This is a genomic window from Marinobacter sp. ST-43 (assembly GCF_030541085.1).
Lineage (GTDB): Bacteria > Pseudomonadota > Gammaproteobacteria > Pseudomonadales > Oleiphilaceae > Marinobacter > Marinobacter nauticus.
The window spans coordinates 85,747-101,548 of the sequence record NZ_JASSVO010000003.1 but is presented as its reverse complement, the minus strand read 5'-3'; the positions used below and the strand labels follow the sequence as shown (position 1 = coordinate 101,548).

The 15,802-nt window shown below is 57.9% G+C and carries 12 protein-coding genes; 11 read left to right on the top strand and 1 reads right to left on the bottom strand.

Features of this window, described 5'->3' with window-relative positions; translation table 11 throughout:
- The first annotated feature begins 176 nt into the window (after positions 1 to 176).
- From grpE to greA, 7 genes are all read left to right on the top strand, one after another.
- Positions 177 to 785 carry a nucleotide exchange factor GrpE gene (gene grpE / locus QPL98_RS06450; protein ID WP_031210352.1) on the top strand — a complete coding sequence of 203 codons (609 nt, stop codon included), beginning with the start codon at positions 177 to 179 and terminating at the stop codon, positions 783 to 785.
- Between the two features lie 93 nt (positions 786 to 878).
- Positions 879 to 2,804, top strand: a complete 1,926-nt coding sequence (gene dnaK, locus QPL98_RS06445; protein ID WP_303292921.1) for a molecular chaperone DnaK — start codon at positions 879 to 881, stop codon at positions 2,802 to 2,804.
- A gap of 78 nt (positions 2,805 to 2,882) precedes the next feature.
- Positions 2,883 to 4,007 carry a molecular chaperone DnaJ gene (gene dnaJ / locus QPL98_RS06440; RefSeq protein WP_011786773.1) on the top strand — a complete coding sequence of 375 codons (1,125 nt, stop codon included), beginning with the start codon at positions 2,883 to 2,885 and terminating at the stop codon, positions 4,005 to 4,007.
- An 11-nt stretch (positions 4,008 to 4,018) separates the two neighbouring features.
- Complete coding sequence (gene dapB, locus QPL98_RS06435) at positions 4,019 to 4,822, top strand: 4-hydroxy-tetrahydrodipicolinate reductase (protein WP_303292920.1); 804 nt, start codon at positions 4,019 to 4,021, stop codon at positions 4,820 to 4,822.
- A gap of 345 nt (positions 4,823 to 5,167) precedes the next feature.
- Positions 5,168 to 6,298: a glutamine-hydrolyzing carbamoyl-phosphate synthase small subunit gene (gene carA / locus QPL98_RS06430; RefSeq protein WP_023011652.1), complete on the top strand. Its 1,131-nt coding sequence runs from the start codon at positions 5,168 to 5,170 to the stop codon at positions 6,296 to 6,298.
- Positions 6,299 to 6,380: 82 nt separating this feature from the next.
- Positions 6,381 to 9,599 (top strand): carbamoyl-phosphate synthase large subunit, encoded by a 3,219-nt coding sequence (gene carB, locus QPL98_RS06425; protein WP_286715590.1) that lies wholly within the window; start codon positions 6,381 to 6,383, stop codon positions 9,597 to 9,599.
- A gap of 4 nt (positions 9,600 to 9,603) precedes the next feature.
- Positions 9,604 to 10,083 (top strand): transcription elongation factor GreA, encoded by a 480-nt coding sequence (gene greA / locus QPL98_RS06420; RefSeq protein ID WP_022991279.1) that lies wholly within the window; start codon positions 9,604 to 9,606, stop codon positions 10,081 to 10,083.
- A gap of 78 nt (positions 10,084 to 10,161) precedes the next feature.
- Here greA and yhbY read toward each other — a convergent pair whose 3' ends face one another.
- The gene (yhbY, locus tag QPL98_RS06415) at positions 10,162 to 10,470 is read right to left on the bottom strand and encodes a ribosome assembly RNA-binding protein YhbY (protein WP_011786768.1); all 309 of its coding nucleotides are present in this window, start codon (positions 10,468 to 10,470) and stop codon (positions 10,162 to 10,164) included.
- Between the two features lie 279 nt (positions 10,471 to 10,749).
- Here yhbY and ftsH point away from each other — a divergent pair, with 279 nt between their 5' ends.
- The 4 genes from ftsH to tpiA all read left to right on the top strand — a co-directional run bounded on the left by ftsH (position 10,750) and on the right by tpiA (position 15,802).
- Positions 10,750 to 12,693: an ATP-dependent zinc metalloprotease FtsH gene (gene ftsH / locus QPL98_RS06410; protein WP_181800037.1), complete on the top strand. Its 1,944-nt coding sequence runs from the start codon at positions 10,750 to 10,752 to the stop codon at positions 12,691 to 12,693.
- A gap of 97 nt (positions 12,694 to 12,790) precedes the next feature.
- Complete coding sequence (folP, locus tag QPL98_RS06405; protein WP_286715588.1) at positions 12,791 to 13,621, top strand: dihydropteroate synthase; 831 nt, start codon at positions 12,791 to 12,793, stop codon at positions 13,619 to 13,621.
- Complete coding sequence (glmM, locus tag QPL98_RS06400) at positions 13,621 to 14,964, top strand: phosphoglucosamine mutase (RefSeq protein WP_011786765.1); 1,344 nt, start codon at positions 13,621 to 13,623, stop codon at positions 14,962 to 14,964. The genes folP and glmM overlap by 1 nt, the downstream gene beginning before the upstream one ends.
- A 79-nt stretch (positions 14,965 to 15,043) precedes the next feature.
- Positions 15,044 to 15,802, top strand: coding sequence for a triose-phosphate isomerase (tpiA, locus tag QPL98_RS06395; protein WP_303292919.1), 759 nt, complete (start codon positions 15,044 to 15,046; stop codon positions 15,800 to 15,802).

Below are 15,802 nucleotides of genomic sequence, written 5' to 3'. Positions count from 1 at the left end.
TTCCGGTTTGCAAACAGGAAATGATGAAAACATCAAAGATTGCGTGGGTGACGGTTGAAACCCGGGAAGCGGGCCCCATATCGGTTCGCAAAGCGATTCTTTCCTGCTTTCTGCACAAGCGGGAGTGGTTATTTCTGCAGGCCTCCGTGGCCGTGAAAACGTTATCAGGAGTTGTCATGAGTGCTGACGAAAAGCGCAACGAACAGGTAGAAGAACGCAACGAGGCAGCAGAAGCTGCGGCGAAAGAGCAGGCTGCAGGTAACCAGGATGCCGAGCAGTCACCGGAGCAGGGCTCCGAGCTGGATGTGCTGCAGCAGAAACTGCAGGAGTACCAGGAGCAGGCCTTGCGGGCACAGGCGGAGATGCAGAATGTCCGTCGCCGGGCCGAGATTGATGTGGAAAAAGCTCACAAGTTTGCGCTCGAGAAGTTTGTGAAAGAGCTGTTGCCTGTGGCCGACAGTCTGGAGAAGGCGGTCGAAAGCACCGAGGGTCACGAAAACGCAGGCGAGCTGGTTGGGTCCATTCGCGAAGGTGTGGAAATGACCCTGACGCTGTTCATGAACAGCCTGAAGAAATTCAACGTTGAACAACTCAACCCGGTGGGTGAGCCGTTCGATCCGCAGCAGCACGAAGCCATGTCCATGGTGCCGGCGCCGGATGCCGAGCCTAACAGCGTGGTTGCGGTTGTGCAGAAAGGTTATCTGCTTAATGGCCGGGTGGTTCGTCCGGCCATGGTCGTAGTGGCCAAGGCAGAAGATGCGCCAAAAATCGACGAGCAGGCTTGAAAAGTCGAGCAGAGCGCCAATATAGCGATTAAACAGCAAAGGCCGGGGTAGGCATTCTCCGGAACAGCATTCAGAAAGATTTGGAGTGATTCGATGAGCAAGATTATTGGTATCGACCTGGGAACCACAAACTCCTGTGTGGCCATCATGGATGGCGACAAGGTAAAGGTAATTGAAAACGCAGAGGGTGATCGCACCACCCCGTCCATCATCGCCTACACCGATGACAACGAGACTCTGGTTGGCCAGTCAGCCAAGCGTCAGGCGGTGACCAACCCGCACAACACTCTGTACGCCATCAAGCGACTGATTGGTCGTCGTTTTGAAGATGACGTGGTTCAGAAAGACATCAAGATGGTGCCCTATAAAATCGCCAAGGCAGACAACGGTGACGCCTGGGTTGAGGTGAAGGGTCAGAAAATGGCGCCGCCGCAGGTGTCTGCAGAAGTTCTGAAAAAAATGAAGAAGACTGCAGAAGACTACCTGGGTGAAAAGGTAACCGAAGCGGTGATCACCGTGCCTGCGTACTTCAATGACAGCCAGCGCCAGGCGACCAAGGATGCTGGCAAGATTGCTGGTCTGGAAGTGAAGCGGATCATCAACGAGCCAACTGCTGCGGCCCTGGCTTATGGCCTGGACAAGAAGAGCGGTGATCGTACCGTTGCTGTGTACGACCTGGGTGGTGGTACTTTCGATCTGTCCATCATCGAAATTGCGGACGTAGACGGCGAGCACCAGTTCGAAGTGCTGGCCACCAACGGTGACACCTTCCTGGGCGGTGAAGATTTCGACCTGAAAGTGATTGAATATCTGGCTGACCAGTTCAAGAAAGACACCGGCATCGATCTTCGCGGCGACTCTCTGGCCATGCAGCGTCTGAAAGAGGCGGCCGAGAAGGCCAAGATCGAGCTCTCCAGCAGCCAGCAGACCGACGTAAACCTGCCGTACATCACTGCAGATGCGTCTGGTCCCAAGCACATGAACGTGAAGCTGACCCGTGCCAAGCTGGAGTCGCTGGTGGAAGACCTGGTTCAGCGCAGCCTGGAGCCCTGTAAGATTGCTCTTCAGGATGCGGGCCTGAAGGCTGGTGAAATCGACGAGGTTATTCTGGTCGGTGGTCAGACTCGTATGCCGCTGGTGCAGGAGAAAGTAAAAGAGTTCTTCGGCAAAGAGCCCCGTAAAGACGTGAACCCGGACGAGGCCGTCGCCATGGGTGCAGCGATTCAGGGCGCGGTACTGTCTGGCGACGTGAAAGACGTACTGCTGCTGGACGTAACCCCGCTGACCCTGGGTATCGAAACCATGGGTGGCGTGGCCACTCCGCTGATCGAGAAGAACACCACGATTCCGACCAAGAAATCGCAGATCTTCTCTACGGCGGATGACAACCAGACTGCAGTGACCATTCACGTCGTTCAGGGTGAGCGTAAGCAGGCGGCACAGAACAAGTCTCTGGGGCGTTTTGATCTGGCCGACATTCCGCCGGCACCGCGCGGCGTGCCGCAGATCGAAGTCACTTTCGATATTGATGCCAACGGTATCCTGAACGTGTCAGCCAAAGACAAGGCGACCGGCAAGGAACAGTCCATCGTGATCAAGGCATCTTCTGGTCTGAACGATGACGAGATCGAGAAGATGGTTCGCGATGCCGAGGCCAATGCCGAGGAAGACCGCAAGTTCGAGGAGCTTGTCCAGGCTCGTAACCAGGGTGATGCCATGGTACACGCCGTGCGCAAGACCCTGAGTGAAGCCGGCGACAAGGTCTCCGACAGCGAGAAGGAGTCCATCGAGGCGGCCATCAAGGATCTGGAAGAGGCCCTCGAGGGTTCTGACAAGGAAGCGATCGAAGCCAAGACTCAGAAGCTGACCGAAGTGTCCTCTGAGCTGGCTCAGAAGATGTACGCGGATCAGGCCGACCAGGCTCAGCAGGCCGGTGGCCAGGAAGAAGGTCAGGCAAAGAGTGCTGACGACGCCGTCGATGCCGAGTTCGAGGAAGTCAAAGACGACGACAAGAAGTAATTCCGAAGTACATCAAGTAGTTGGGGAAACGCGGGCCGGGCTCGCGTTTTCCTCGTTATAAAAACAGGGTTTTGAAGCATGGCCAAGCGCGATTATTACGAAGTACTCGGGATCTCCCGGGATGCGGACGAAAAGGAAATTAAGCGGGCGTATCGAAAGCTCGCCATGAAGTACCACCCGGACCGTAACCCGGATGACAAGGATGCCGAGACCAAATTCAAAGAGGCCAGCGAAGCCTACGAAATCCTGGCGGACTCCAGTAAGCGCGCCGCCTACGACCAGTTTGGTCATGCCGGCGTAGACGGTCAGGCCGGCGGCGGCTTTGGCGGTGGTGGCGCCAGCTTCTCTGACATCTTTGGTGATGTGTTCGGCGATATTTTTGGTGGCGGAGGCCGTGGCCGCACCACCCGCGGTGCAGATCTGCGCTACACCCTGGAGCTGGATCTGGAAGAGGCCGTTAAAGGCAAAACCGTCAAGATCAACATCCCTGGCCATAAAGAATGTGAAGCCTGTGATGGTAGTGGCGCCGAAAAAGGCTCCCGCCCGGAAACTTGCGGCACCTGTCAGGGCATGGGGCAGGTACGGATGCAGCAAGGCTTCTTCACCGTACAGCAAGCCTGTCCTACCTGTCGCGGCTCCGGCCAGATCATCAAGAACCCGTGTAAGAGCTGTCATGGCCAGGGTCGGGTGCGCCAGGAGAAAACCCTCTCCGTCAAGGTGCCGCCAGGTGTTGATACTGGCGACCGTATTCGCCTGTCCGGCGAAGGTGAGATGGGTGTAGACGGAGGGCCTCCTGGAGACCTTTACGTACAGGTCGCCGTTCGTGAGCATTCCATTTTCACCCGTGACGGTCGCAATCTTTACTGCGAAGTGCCCATCAGCATCGTCGACGCCACCCTGGGTGGCGAGCTGGAAGTGCCAACGCTGGATGGTCGGGTAAAGCTCAAGATTCCGCCTGAGACCCAGACTGGCAAACTGTTCCGTCTGCGTAACAAAGGCGTCAGCCCGGTCCGCGGTGGCCCGGCTGGTGATTTGTTGTGCCGGGTGATTGTGGAAACGCCGGTGAATCTCACCAAGCGCCAGAAGGAGCTGCTGGAAGAATTCCAGCAAACCCTGGATGGTAACAACGGAACTCATCATGCCCCCAAGAAAACCTCATGGTTTGAGGGTGTGAAAAACTTCTTCGACGAAATGAAATTCTGAGGGTAGAGCAGATGAGGGTAGCGATCATCGGCGCCGCCGGGCGCATGGGTAAAGTGCTGATCGAAGCGGTCGACGGTACCGAAGGCCTTGAGCTCGGCGCTGCCATCGTCGAGCCGGGCAGCAGTCTGATTGGCGCCGACGCCGGTGAAATGACCGGCATCGGCAAAACCGGCGTAAAAATGGCCGCCAGCCTGGACGACGTCAAAGACGACTTCGACGTACTGGTGGACTTCACCTTCCCGGACCTGACCCTGGAAAACGCGAAGTTTTGCAGCGCCAACGGCAAAATGCTGGTGATCGGCACCACCGGCATGACCGACGCCGAAAAAGAGCAACTGGCCCTGGCGGCTGAAAATGCTCCAGTCGTCTTTGCGCCCAACATGAGCGTGGGCGTCAACGTCGTCCTCAACCTGCTGCGCACCGCCGCCGGAACCCTGGGTGATGACTACGACGTGGAAATCATCGAAGCCCACCACCGCCACAAAAAAGACGCTCCCTCAGGTACTGCCCTGCGCATGGGCGAAGTGGTGGCTGATGCCCTCGGCCGCGACCTGAAAGAGTGTGCGGTCTATGGCCGCGAAGGCTTCACCGGCGAACGCACCCGCAAGGAAATCGGCTTCGAAACCATCCGTGCCGGCGATGTGGTGGGCGATCACACGGTACTGTTTGCAACGGAGGGTGAGCGCATCGAAATTACCCACAAGGCGAGCAGTCGGATGACTTTCGCAAAAGGTGCCATGCGGGCGGCGTTGTGGCTTGAGGGTAAGGCGGCTGGTCTTTATGACATGCAGGACGTTTTGAGCCTGAAAAACTGAGATTGAATAGCATGCTCAGAGGCTGCGGGAGCAGGGCACCTTCCCGAAAATGTCGGAGGCCATGGATGGCCGGAGAGAAGCGCACATGGAAGTGCTCGTAGCGGTTTTCGGGAAGGTGCCCTGCTTCCGTGGCCGGAGTTTGCGTCAGGCCGAGAGCAATTCGGCGTGGACAAAAAACGCCAAAATCGCTTACAATAAGGCGATTTGACTGCACCAAGCGTACCTTTGAAAAGTTTATAAAAGCGGGACCGGGTTTTTACCTTGTCTCGCTTTTTTGCAACCTGAGATTATGCGCTTGCGTTCCTGTTCGTGACGAACTTACGCCACTCGATGAGGATACAAGCCTTGAGCACACCAGCAATCCTTGCACTCGCAGACGGAAGCCTCTTCTACGGCACCGCCATCGGCGCAGACGGAGAAACCAGCGGCGAGGTAGTTTTCAACACTGCCATGACCGGCTACCAGGAAATCCTGACCGATCCGTCCTACTCCCGCCAGATCGTTACCCTGACGTATCCGCACATTGGCAACACCGGTGTTAACGAAGAAGACGTAGAATCCGACCGCATCCAGGCCGCTGGCCTGATCATCCGGGATCTGCCCCTGCTCGCCAGCAGCTGGCGAAACAAGGGTAGCCTTGATGACTACCTGCGAAGCAACAACATTGTTGGCATTGCGGACATCGACACCCGCCGACTGACCCGCATCCTCCGGGACAAGGGCTCCCAGCATGGGGCCATCGTCGCTGGTGAAAACGCCACTGCCGAACGCGCACTGGAACTGGCTAACGCCTTTCCCGGCCTCAAAGGCATGGACCTGGCCAAAGAAGTCACCTGCAGCGAAGCCTACCAGTGGAACCAGGCCGAGTGGGATCTGGTAAACGGCTACAGTGACCGCTCCGAAGACAGGTTCAAGGTGGTGGCCTGGGATTACGGCGTAAAATACAACATTCTGCGGATGCTCGCGGCCCGCGGTTGCGAGATCACCGTCGTGCCTGCGCAAACCCCGGCCTCTGATGTACTGGCGATGAACCCCGATGGCATCTTCCTGTCCAACGGCCCGGGCGACCCCGAGCCCTGCGACTATGCTATCAAGGCCATTCAGGAAGTGCTGGAAACCGAGATTCCGGTATTCGGCATCTGCCTGGGCCACCAGCTACTGGCCCTGGCCAGTGGTGCAAAAACCATGAAAATGGGCCACGGCCACCACGGTGCCAACCATCCGGTGCAGGACATTGCCAAAGGCACTGTGATGATTACCAGTCAGAACCACGGCTTTGCTGTGGATGAAACAACCCTGCCCGCCAACGTGGAAGCGACTCACAAATCGCTGTTTGACGGCACTCTGCAGGGCATTCGCCGCACCGATAAGCCGGCCTACAGCTTCCAGGGTCACCCGGAAGCCAGCCCGGGGCCCCATGATGTGGCTCCGCTGTTTGACGAGTTTATCCAGCTGATGGAAGCGCGATCTGCCTGAGGGCAAGGCCATCAACGATAGCTCACCGGCGCTGAATACCGCGCTGCAAGAATTCAAAAGTTGCTGACAGGTTTACCAAGACATGCCAAAACGTACCGACATTAAAAGCATCCTGATCCTGGGCGCCGGCCCCATCGTGATCGGGCAGGCGTGCGAATTCGACTACTCCGGAGCCCAGGCCTGTAAGGCGCTGCGCGAAGAGGGCTACCGGGTGATCCTGGTGAACTCCAACCCGGCCACCATCATGACCGACCCGGCCATGGCCGATGCCACCTACATCGAGCCGATCACCTGGAAGACGGTCGAAAAGATCATCGAAAAGGAAAAGCCGGACGCCCTGCTGCCCACCATGGGTGGTCAGACTGCACTGAACTGTGCGCTGGACCTGGAAAAGCACGGCGTGTTGGAGAAGCATAGCGTTGAAATGATCGGCGCTAACGCTGACACCATCGACAAGGCCGAAGACCGCGACCGCTTCGACAAGGCCATGAAGAAAATCGGTCTGGAGTGCCCGCGCGCGGCCATCGCCCATTCCATGGACGAAGCCTGGAAGATCTCCGAAGACATCGGTTTCCCGTGCATCATCCGTCCATCGTTCACCATGGGTGGTTCCGGCGGTGGTATCGCCTACAACAAGGACGAGTTCGAGGAAATCTGTACTCGTGGCCTGGACCTGTCGCCGACCAACGAACTGCTGATCGACGAATCCCTGATCGGCTGGAAAGAGTACGAGATGGAAGTTGTTCGCGACAAGAACGACAACTGCATCATCGTCTGTGCCATCGAGAACTTCGACGCCATGGGCGTGCACACCGGTGATTCCATTACGGTGGCCCCGGCCCAGACCCTCACCGACAAGGAATACCAGATCATGCGGAACGCCTCCCTGGCGGTCCTGCGGGAAATCGGTGTGGAAACCGGCGGCTCCAACGTCCAGTTCGGCATCAATCCGGACACCGGCCGCATGGTCGTTATCGAGATGAACCCCCGGGTGTCCCGTTCCTCAGCGCTGGCGTCCAAGGCCACTGGCTTCCCGATCGCCAAGGTGGCGGCCAAGCTGGCCGTGGGTTACACCCTTGATGAACTGCAGAACGAAATCACCGGCGGCGTCACCCCGGCCTCGTTCGAGCCGTCCATTGATTACGTGGTTACCAAGATTCCCCGGTTTACCTTCGAAAAATTCCCCCAGGCCGACGCCCGCCTGACCACCCAGATGAAGTCTGTGGGTGAGGTTATGGCCATTGGTCGGACCTTCCAGGAGTCGGTGCAAAAGGCATTGCGTGGCCTGGAAGTGGGTTCCGAAGGCTTCGATGAAAAGCTGGAAGATCTGGACTCCGAAAACAGCCGCGAAACCCTGACCCGGGAGTTGAACGTGCCTGGTGCCGAGCGAATCTGGTACATTGGCGATGCCTTCCGCGCCGGCATGACCGTGGACGAAGTGTTCCGCCATACCAAGGTAGACCCCTGGTACCTGGTGCAGATCGAGGACATCGTGCGCGAAGAACAGGCCCTCAAGTCGGCCGGTAAGGCCGATATCGACAAGGCCACCCTGTTCCGCCTCAAGCGCAAGGGCTTCTCCGATGCCCGCCTGGCCAAGCTGCTGGGCATTTCCGAAGTCAGCCTGCGCAAGCTACGCCATGATCTTGGCATCCGCCCGGTGTACAAGCGCGTGGATACCTGTGCGGCGGAATTTGCCTCCGATACCGCCTACATGTACTCCACCTATGAGGAAGAGTGCGAGGCAGAGCCGAGCGATCGCGAGAAGATTGTGGTCATCGGCGGTGGCCCCAACCGCATTGGTCAGGGCATCGAATTCGACTACTGCTGTGTGCACGCGGCCCTGGCCATGCGCGAGGATGGCTACGAGACCATCATGATCAACTGCAACCCGGAGACCGTGTCGACTGATTACGACACCTCCGACCGGTTGTATTTTGAGCCGATCACCCTGGAAGACGTGCTGGAAATCATCAACGTCGAGAAGCCCAAGGGCGTAATCGTCCAGTATGGCGGTCAGACTCCGCTGAAACTGGCCCGTGGCCTGGAAGCCGCCGGTGTGCCCATTATCGGCACCAGTCCGGACGCCATTGACCGCGCCGAAGACCGCGAGCGCTTCCAGCAGATGATCCAGCGCCTGGGTCTGAAGCAGCCGGAAAACGCCACTGTGCGCAGCCACGAGGAAGGCATCGTGGCTGCCCGCGAGATTGGCTACCCGCTGGTGGTGCGCCCGTCGTACGTGCTGGGTGGCCGGGCCATGGAGATCGTCTATGACGAAACCGAACTGGTGCGCTACATGCGTAACGCGGTGCTGGTCTCCAATGACAGCCCGGTTCTGCTTGATCACTTCCTGAATGCTGCCATCGAGGTCGATATTGATGCGATCAGTGACGGCACTGATGTTGTGATCGGCGGTATCATGCAGCACATTGAGCAGGCTGGTGTTCACTCTGGTGATTCCGCCTGCTCCCTGCCGCCCTACAGCCTGAGCAAGCAGGTGCAGGACGAGATGCGCGAGGCCGTGAAAAAAATGGCCATCGAGCTGGATGTTATCGGCCTGATGAACGTGCAGCTGGCCTATCAGGATGGTGAGATCTACGTGATCGAAGTGAACCCGCGTGCCTCACGGACCGTGCCGTTTGTGTCCAAGGCTATCGGGGTGTCTCTGGCCGCGGTTGCGGCCCGGGTGATGTCCGGCAAGAGCCTGAAAGAACTGAACTTTACTCAGGAAATCGTGCCGGCCTACTACGCCGTTAAAGAGTCCGTGTTCCCGTTCAACAAATTCCCGGCCGTGGACCCGATCCTCGGGCCGGAAATGAAATCCACCGGTGAGGTGATGGGGTTGGGCGACAGCTTTGATGAAGCCTTTGCCAAGGCCGCTCTGGCCGTGGGTGAACGGTTGCCGGCCCAGGGCGTGGCCTTCATGTCGGTGCGCGATGTGGACAAGCCGGGTGCGGCCAGTGTTGCCCGCGACCTGGTGGATGCTGGCTTCAGGATTATTGCCACCACTGGCACCGCCAAGGCGCTGGAAGCCGAAGGTATCGCCGTTGAGCGGGTGAACAAGGTTCGCGAGGGTCGCCCGCACATTGTCGATGCCATCAAGAATGGTCAGGTTCAGCTGATTATCAATACTACGGAAGGTCGCAAGGCGATTTCTGATTCGGCGCAGATTCGCCAGTCTGCCTTGCAGACCAAAGTAACCTACACAACCACACTGGCAGGTGGCGAAGCCTTCTGCCGGGCCATCAAGTTTGGCCCGGAGCGCACCGTTCGTCGCCTCCAGGAACTACACGCAGGAAAGTAAGGCTATGGCTGACAGAGTACCGATGACCAAGACGGGCGAAGACCGTCTGCGTGAGGAGCTGAAAAAGCTGAAGTCCGAAGATCGGCCGCGGGTGATCGCGGCCATTGCCGATGCCCGTGAGCACGGCGATCTGAAGGAAAATGCTGAGTATCATGCGGCCCGGGAGCAGCAGAGCTTTATCGAAGGTCGCATTCAGGAAATCGAAGGCAAGCTGTCCGTGGCGCAGGTGATTGATGTGACCACCATGGAGAATACCGGCAAGGTGATCTTCGGCACCACTGTGCATCTGGTCAACATGGAAACCGACGAAGAGGTTACTTACCAGATCGTGGGTGAAGATGAGGCCGACATCAAGGCAGGCAAGCTGTCGGTGTCCTCGCCGATCGCCCGCGCGCTGATTGGTAAGAACGAAGGGGATGTGGTGGCTATCCGTATCCCCTCCGGTACCGTGGAGTACGAGATTTCCGAAGTGGAATATATCTGACTCGGTTGTGCTGATCGGGCGTAAAGAAAAAGCCGGCTCTGGGGAACCAGGCCGGCTTTTTCGCGTCTCAGCTTACGCTTATTTGTTGCGCAGCAGATTCGACAGCTTGGGGTTCGGTTTCTTCGCACGACGCAGAATGACGGCGATTTTACCGATCGTCTGGACCAGTTCGGCGCCGGAGCTTTCGCACAGAGCCTGAATGGCTTCCTGGCGGACTTCGCGATCCTGGCTGGCGACTTTGATCTTGATCAGCTCATGGTCGTTCAGGGCACGGTCCAGTTCGTCCTGCAGCCCTTCAGACAGGCCTTTGTCGCCAACGATGATGACGGGCTTCAGGTTGTGGGCAATAGCCCGGTATTCCCGGCGCTGTTCCGGTGACAGACTCATGATGTAATCTCTTAATAGGTGCAATTAACAAAAGGTCAGCGGTGATTCCGCTGGCAACCACGTATAATTCAGCGATTGTAACAGATAGCGACTCATGACAAATGGCCGTATTCACTTACAGAGGGTGTTGTAATTCCGGTCATGGCGTCCCATATAGGTAGTATCGCGATCGGTTCCGGATGGGCCGTTTCTGGTTTACCGGCGTACAATTGGTGTAAGGTGTCGGAAAAGGGTTGGCGGCCTTCAGGCGCTGATCCTGCAATTCACAGGTGATGATCCTTGAACGATATGGCAAAAAATCTGGTTCTCTGGCTAATCATAGCCGCCGTGCTGCTGATGGTGTTTCAGAATTTCTCTCCCACCACCACCGGCCAACAAGTTAACTATTCCCAGTTTGTCGAGATGGTCCAGCAGGGCCAGGTACGGCAGGTGACCATTGACGGTCTGCAGGTGCAGGGTGTCCGCAACGACGGCTCCCAGTTCCAGAGCATCCGGCCGCAGGTGTCTGACAACAAGCTGATGGATGACCTGCTCGCCAACAACGTCGAAGTGATCGGCAAGGAGCCCGAGCGCCAGAGCCTGTGGACGCAGCTGCTGGTAGCCGCGTTCCCGATTCTGATCATCATTGCATTGTTCGTGTTCTTCATGCGCCAGATGCAGGGCGGCGGTGGCGGCAAAGGCCCCATGTCGTTCGGCAAGAGCAAGGCGCGCCTGATGAGTGAAGACCAGATCAAAACCACGTTTTCCGATGTCGCGGGTGTCGACGAAGCCAAGGAAGACGTGAAAGAGCTGGTGGATTTCCTCCGGGATCCGAGCAAGTTCCAGCGCCTTGGTGGTCGCATCCCGAAGGGCGTATTGATGGTGGGCCCTCCCGGTACCGGTAAAACCCTGCTTGCCAAGGCCATCGCGGGCGAGGCCAAGGTGCCGTTCTTCTCTATCTCCGGCTCCGACTTTGTGGAAATGTTTGTGGGCGTGGGTGCCTCCCGTGTTCGCGACATGTTCGAGCAGGCGAAAAAACAAAGCCCGTGCATTATCTTCATTGATGAGATCGATGCGGTTGGCCGTCACCGTGGTGCTGGTATGGGCGGTGGTCACGACGAGCGTGAGCAGACCCTCAACCAGTTGCTGGTGGAAATGGACGGCTTCGAAGGCAATGAAGGCGTTATCGTCATTGCCGCCACCAACCGTCCGGACGTGCTGGACCCGGCGTTGTTGCGCCCTGGCCGGTTCGATCGCCAGGTGGTGGTGAGCCTGCCGGACATCATTGGCCGTGAGCAGATTTTGAAAGTGCATATGAAAAAAGTGCCGCTGGCTGATGGCATTGATCCTGCCGTCATCGCGCGGGGTACGCCAGGCTTCTCCGGTGCCGATCTTGCCAACCTGGTTAACGAAGCGGCTCTGTTTGCGGCCCGTCGTAACCAGCGCCTGGTCTCCATGGAAGAGCTGGAGCTGGCCAAGGACAAGATCATGATGGGCGCCGAGCGCAAGTCCATGGTGATGAGTGAGAAGGAAAAGCGGAACACGGCTTACCATGAGTCCGGCCATGCCATTGTTGGCCGCCTGATGCCTGAGCATGATCCGGTCTACAAAGTGAGTATTATTCCTCGTGGCCGCGCCCTGGGTGTGACCATGTTCCTCCCGGAAGAGGACAAGTACAGCCATTCCAAACGCTATCTGATCAGCTCGATCTGTAGCCTGTTTGGTGGCCGTATCGCGGAAGAGCTGACCCTGGGCTTCGATGGTGTCACCACTGGTGCGTCCAACGACATCGAGCGGGCCACGAGCCTGGCCCGGAACATGGTGACCCGCTGGGGGCTGTCCGAGAAGCTTGGCCCTTTGCAGTACGACACCGATAGCGAGGAACCCTTCCTCGGCCGTTCCGCGGGGCAGGCACATACGGTGTACTCGCCGGAGACCGCCCAGCGGATTGACGAGGAAGTTCGCAACATCATTGATGAGTGCTACGAAAAGGCCAAGCAGATCCTGATTGATAACCGGGACAAGCTGGACATGATGGCCGAAGCACTTATGAAGTATGAAACCATCGATCGTTACCAGATTGACGACATCATGGCTGGCAAGGAACCTCGGCCGCCCAAGAACTGGGGTGACAGTGGTCCTGCCGGAGGCGTCAAGGCTGAAGAGCCTGAGCAGGCGCCGGAGCCTAGAAGCTCCGACGACGGCCGGCAACCCGGTGTAGGGCGTCCGGCCGGCGAGCACTGACTCGCCGTCAAAGCCTGAGTAACTGAATGCGCCGCCCGGGCTCCCGGGCGGCGTTTGTTTTTGTCTCTCCGAAAACTCTGCCTGTGGAAGTCGCGTTATGAAAATGAACTTTGCCGGTCGCGAACTGGATCTGTCTCGGTGCCACGTGATGGGTATTCTGAATGTCACCCCCGATTCGTTTTCCGATGGCGGACGCTTTAATTCCAGGGAATCGGCGCTTGTGCGGGCCAGGCAGATGGTCAATGACGGCGCTTCTTTTATTGATGTTGGAGGTGAGTCGACTCGCCCCGGCGCAAACGAAGTCTCGACCCAGGAAGAGCTGGACCGCGTATGCCCGGTGGTCGAAGCCATTGCCAAAGAGTTGGATACCGTGATTTCGGTGGATACCAGCAATCCTGTGGTGATGGCTGAAACCGCTCGGCTGGGTGCCGGCCTGATCAACGATGTCCGCGCCCTGCAGCGCGAAGGCGCGCCCGAAGTGGCCGCAAAGGCCGGCATTCCGGTGTGCATCATGCATATTCAGGGTGAGCCGGATAGCATGCAGGACGATCCCCGATACCGGAATGTGCGTCGGGAAGTCAGCTCTTTTCTGACGGAGCGTATGCGGGTGGCTGAGCAGGCCGGTGTTCGTGCCGATAACATTATTCTTGATCCCGGCTTTGGCTTCGGCAAGAGCGTGGAGCATAACTATCAGCTGCTCGCCAGCCTTGAGCAGTTGCATATTCTCGGGCATCCATTGCTTGTCGGGGTCTCGCGAAAATCCATGCTGGGTGCGGTCACGGGTCGCGATGTGAATGAAAGGTTGCCGGCCAGCCTCGCTGCCGCGACAATATCGGCCATGAAAGGGGCGAGCATCCTCAGGGTGCACGACGTTAGGGAAACTGTGGACGCCGTCAGGATCGTAACGGCAGTGAAGGAGGCAATCTGATGACCCAGCGCAAATACTTTGGTACCGATGGCATTCGTGGCCGGGTCGGAGACAGTCCGATTACGCCGGAGTTCATGCTGCATCTGGGGTGGGCTGCGGGGCAGGCATTCAAGCGTGCGGGCCAGCGCAACAGCGTACTGATCGGCAAGGATACCCGTTTGTCTGGCTATATGTTCGAATCGGCGCTGGAGGCTGGTCTGGCCGCGGCGGGTGTTGATGTGAAGTTGCTGGGGCCGATGCCGACACCGGCGATTGCCTACCTCACGCGAACTTTCCGGGCATCTGCCGGAATTGTCATCAGTGCCTCCCACAACCCTCATCATGATAACGGCATCAAATTCTTTTCTTCTGCCGGTACCAAACTGGACGACGCCCTGGAAGCCGAGATTGAGCGCTGGCTGGACCAGCCTATCGAAGTGTGTGAGCCGGAAGAACTGGGCAAGGCGAGCCGGGTAGACGATGCGCCCGGTCGCTATGTGGAGTTCTGCAAAAGTACTGTGCCAAACGAGTTTACTCTCGACGGCATGCACCTGGTGCTTGACTGTGCTCACGGTGCTACCTACCACGTGGCGCCCAAAGTGTTCCGTGAGCTGGGGGCGAAAGTGACGGTGATTGGCGCCGAGCCAGATGGCTTGAACATCAACCTGAATGTTGGCTCTACCCATCTGGGCGCGCTGAAACAGGCGGTTGCCGAGAAAAAGGCTGATCTTGGTATTGCCTTCGACGGTGACGGCGACCGGGTGTTGATGGTGGATCGTGATGGTTCCGAAGTGGATGGCGACGAACTGTTGTATATCCTGGCTTCCCAGCGCCAGGCAGAAGGACGGCTGAACGGTGGTGTGGTTGGTACGTTAATGACCAACCTGGGTGTTGAGTTGGCTCTGCGCGAAATCGGCGTCGAGTTCGAGCGGGCCAAGGTTGGCGATCGTTATGTGATGGAGCGCCTGTTGGCCAATAACTGGCTGATTGGAGGCGAGGGTTCCGGGCATATGGTGATCCGGGATTGCACCACCACGGGTGACGGTATTGTCTCTGCGTTGCAGGTACTGCTGGCAGTGCGGAAGTCCGGCAAGACTATGGGAGAACTGCGGGCAGGTATGAGCAAGCTGCCGCAGAAAATGATCAACGTACGCGTTGCCGAACGGTTTGATCCGTTGGGTAGGGCGGATATTGTTGAGGCCATGGCGCGGGCAGAGGCTTCGTTGGGTGATGCCGGGCGCATTCTGCTGCGGGCATCCGGCACCGAGCCGCTGATCAGAGTGATGGCCGAGGGTCAGAGCGCGGACGATATTACCCGGGTGGTGGAAGAGCTTGCCCTGGTGGTGGAGCGTTCAACACCCTGATTTCGAAGGGTGGTTGTGTACCGCGGGTGACTGCTGTATAGTTCCGCCTCCCTTTTGCTCGGGACTGTCGAGGACAGAGATGCGTCGCAGAATTGTTGCCGGAAACTGGAAAATGAACGGGTCGAAAGATCTGGTGAAACAGTTGGTTGGCGCAATTTGCGAGCAGTCCGGTAATGTTGGCAAAGATGTGGAGGTGGTTATTATCCCTCCTGCGATCTATCTGGGCCAGGTTGCCGAGCAGGGAGGCGGGCGGATCACTACCGGTGTGCAGAACGTGTCCCAGTGGCAATCTGGCGCATATACCGGAGAAATCTCCGCCGAAATGGCCCGCGATATGGGTTGTGGCTATGTGCTGGTGGGCCATTCCGAGCGCCGGCAGTTGTTTGGTGAGACGGATTCTGTGGTAGCCGCCAAGGTTGAGCAGGTTCTGTTGAGTGGCTTGGTTGCGGTGCTGTGTGTAGGTGAAACGCTCGCGGAGCGGGAAGCCGGTCAAGCCGAAGCGGTGGTTGCCGAGCAGGTTCGCAGTGGGTTGTCAGTTGTGGCTGATGATCAGTGGTCCAGGGTTGTTGTGGCGTATGAGCCGGTCTGGGCTATCGGAACCGGAAAAACCGCGACGGCAGACGATGCCCAGGCCATGCATTCGGAAATCCGCAAGGTGCTGGATGGTATGAATGCACCGGCTAATGAGATTTCGGTACTTTACGGCGGCAGTGTAAAAGCGGATAATGCGGCCGCTTTGTTTGCAGAGCCGGATATTGATGGCGGTCTCATCGGTGGTGCATCGTTGAAGGCCGAAGAATTTATCAGCATTTGCCGGTCTTTCCCGGCAGGTGTCTAA

Bases quoted from the DNA above. Each gene is read 5' to 3' on its own strand.
- greA (WP_022991279.1), top strand. From the start codon at position 9,604: ATGGCTGACAGAGTACCGATGACCAAGACGGGCGAAGACCGTCTGCGT.
- carB (WP_286715590.1), top strand. From the start codon at position 6,381: ATGCCAAAACGTACCGACATTAAAAGCATCCTGATCCTGGGCGCCGGC.
- folP (WP_286715588.1), top strand. From the start codon at position 12,791: ATGAAAATGAACTTTGCCGGTCGCGAACTGGATCTGTCTCGGTGCCAC.
- dnaK (WP_303292921.1), top strand. From the start codon at position 879: ATGAGCAAGATTATTGGTATCGACCTGGGAACCACAAACTCCTGTGTG.
- tpiA (WP_303292919.1), top strand. From the start codon at position 15,044: ATGCGTCGCAGAATTGTTGCCGGAAACTGGAAAATGAACGGGTCGAAA.
- dnaJ (WP_011786773.1), top strand. From the start codon at position 2,883: ATGGCCAAGCGCGATTATTACGAAGTACTCGGGATCTCCCGGGATGCG.
- glmM (WP_011786765.1), top strand. From the start codon at position 13,621: ATGACCCAGCGCAAATACTTTGGTACCGATGGCATTCGTGGCCGGGTC.
- dapB (WP_303292920.1), top strand. From the start codon at position 4,019: ATGAGGGTAGCGATCATCGGCGCCGCCGGGCGCATGGGTAAAGTGCTG.
- yhbY (WP_011786768.1), bottom strand. From the start codon at position 10,470: ATGAGTCTGTCACCGGAACAGCGCCGGGAATACCGGGCTATTGCCCAC.
- grpE (WP_031210352.1), top strand. From the start codon at position 177: ATGAGTGCTGACGAAAAGCGCAACGAACAGGTAGAAGAACGCAACGAG.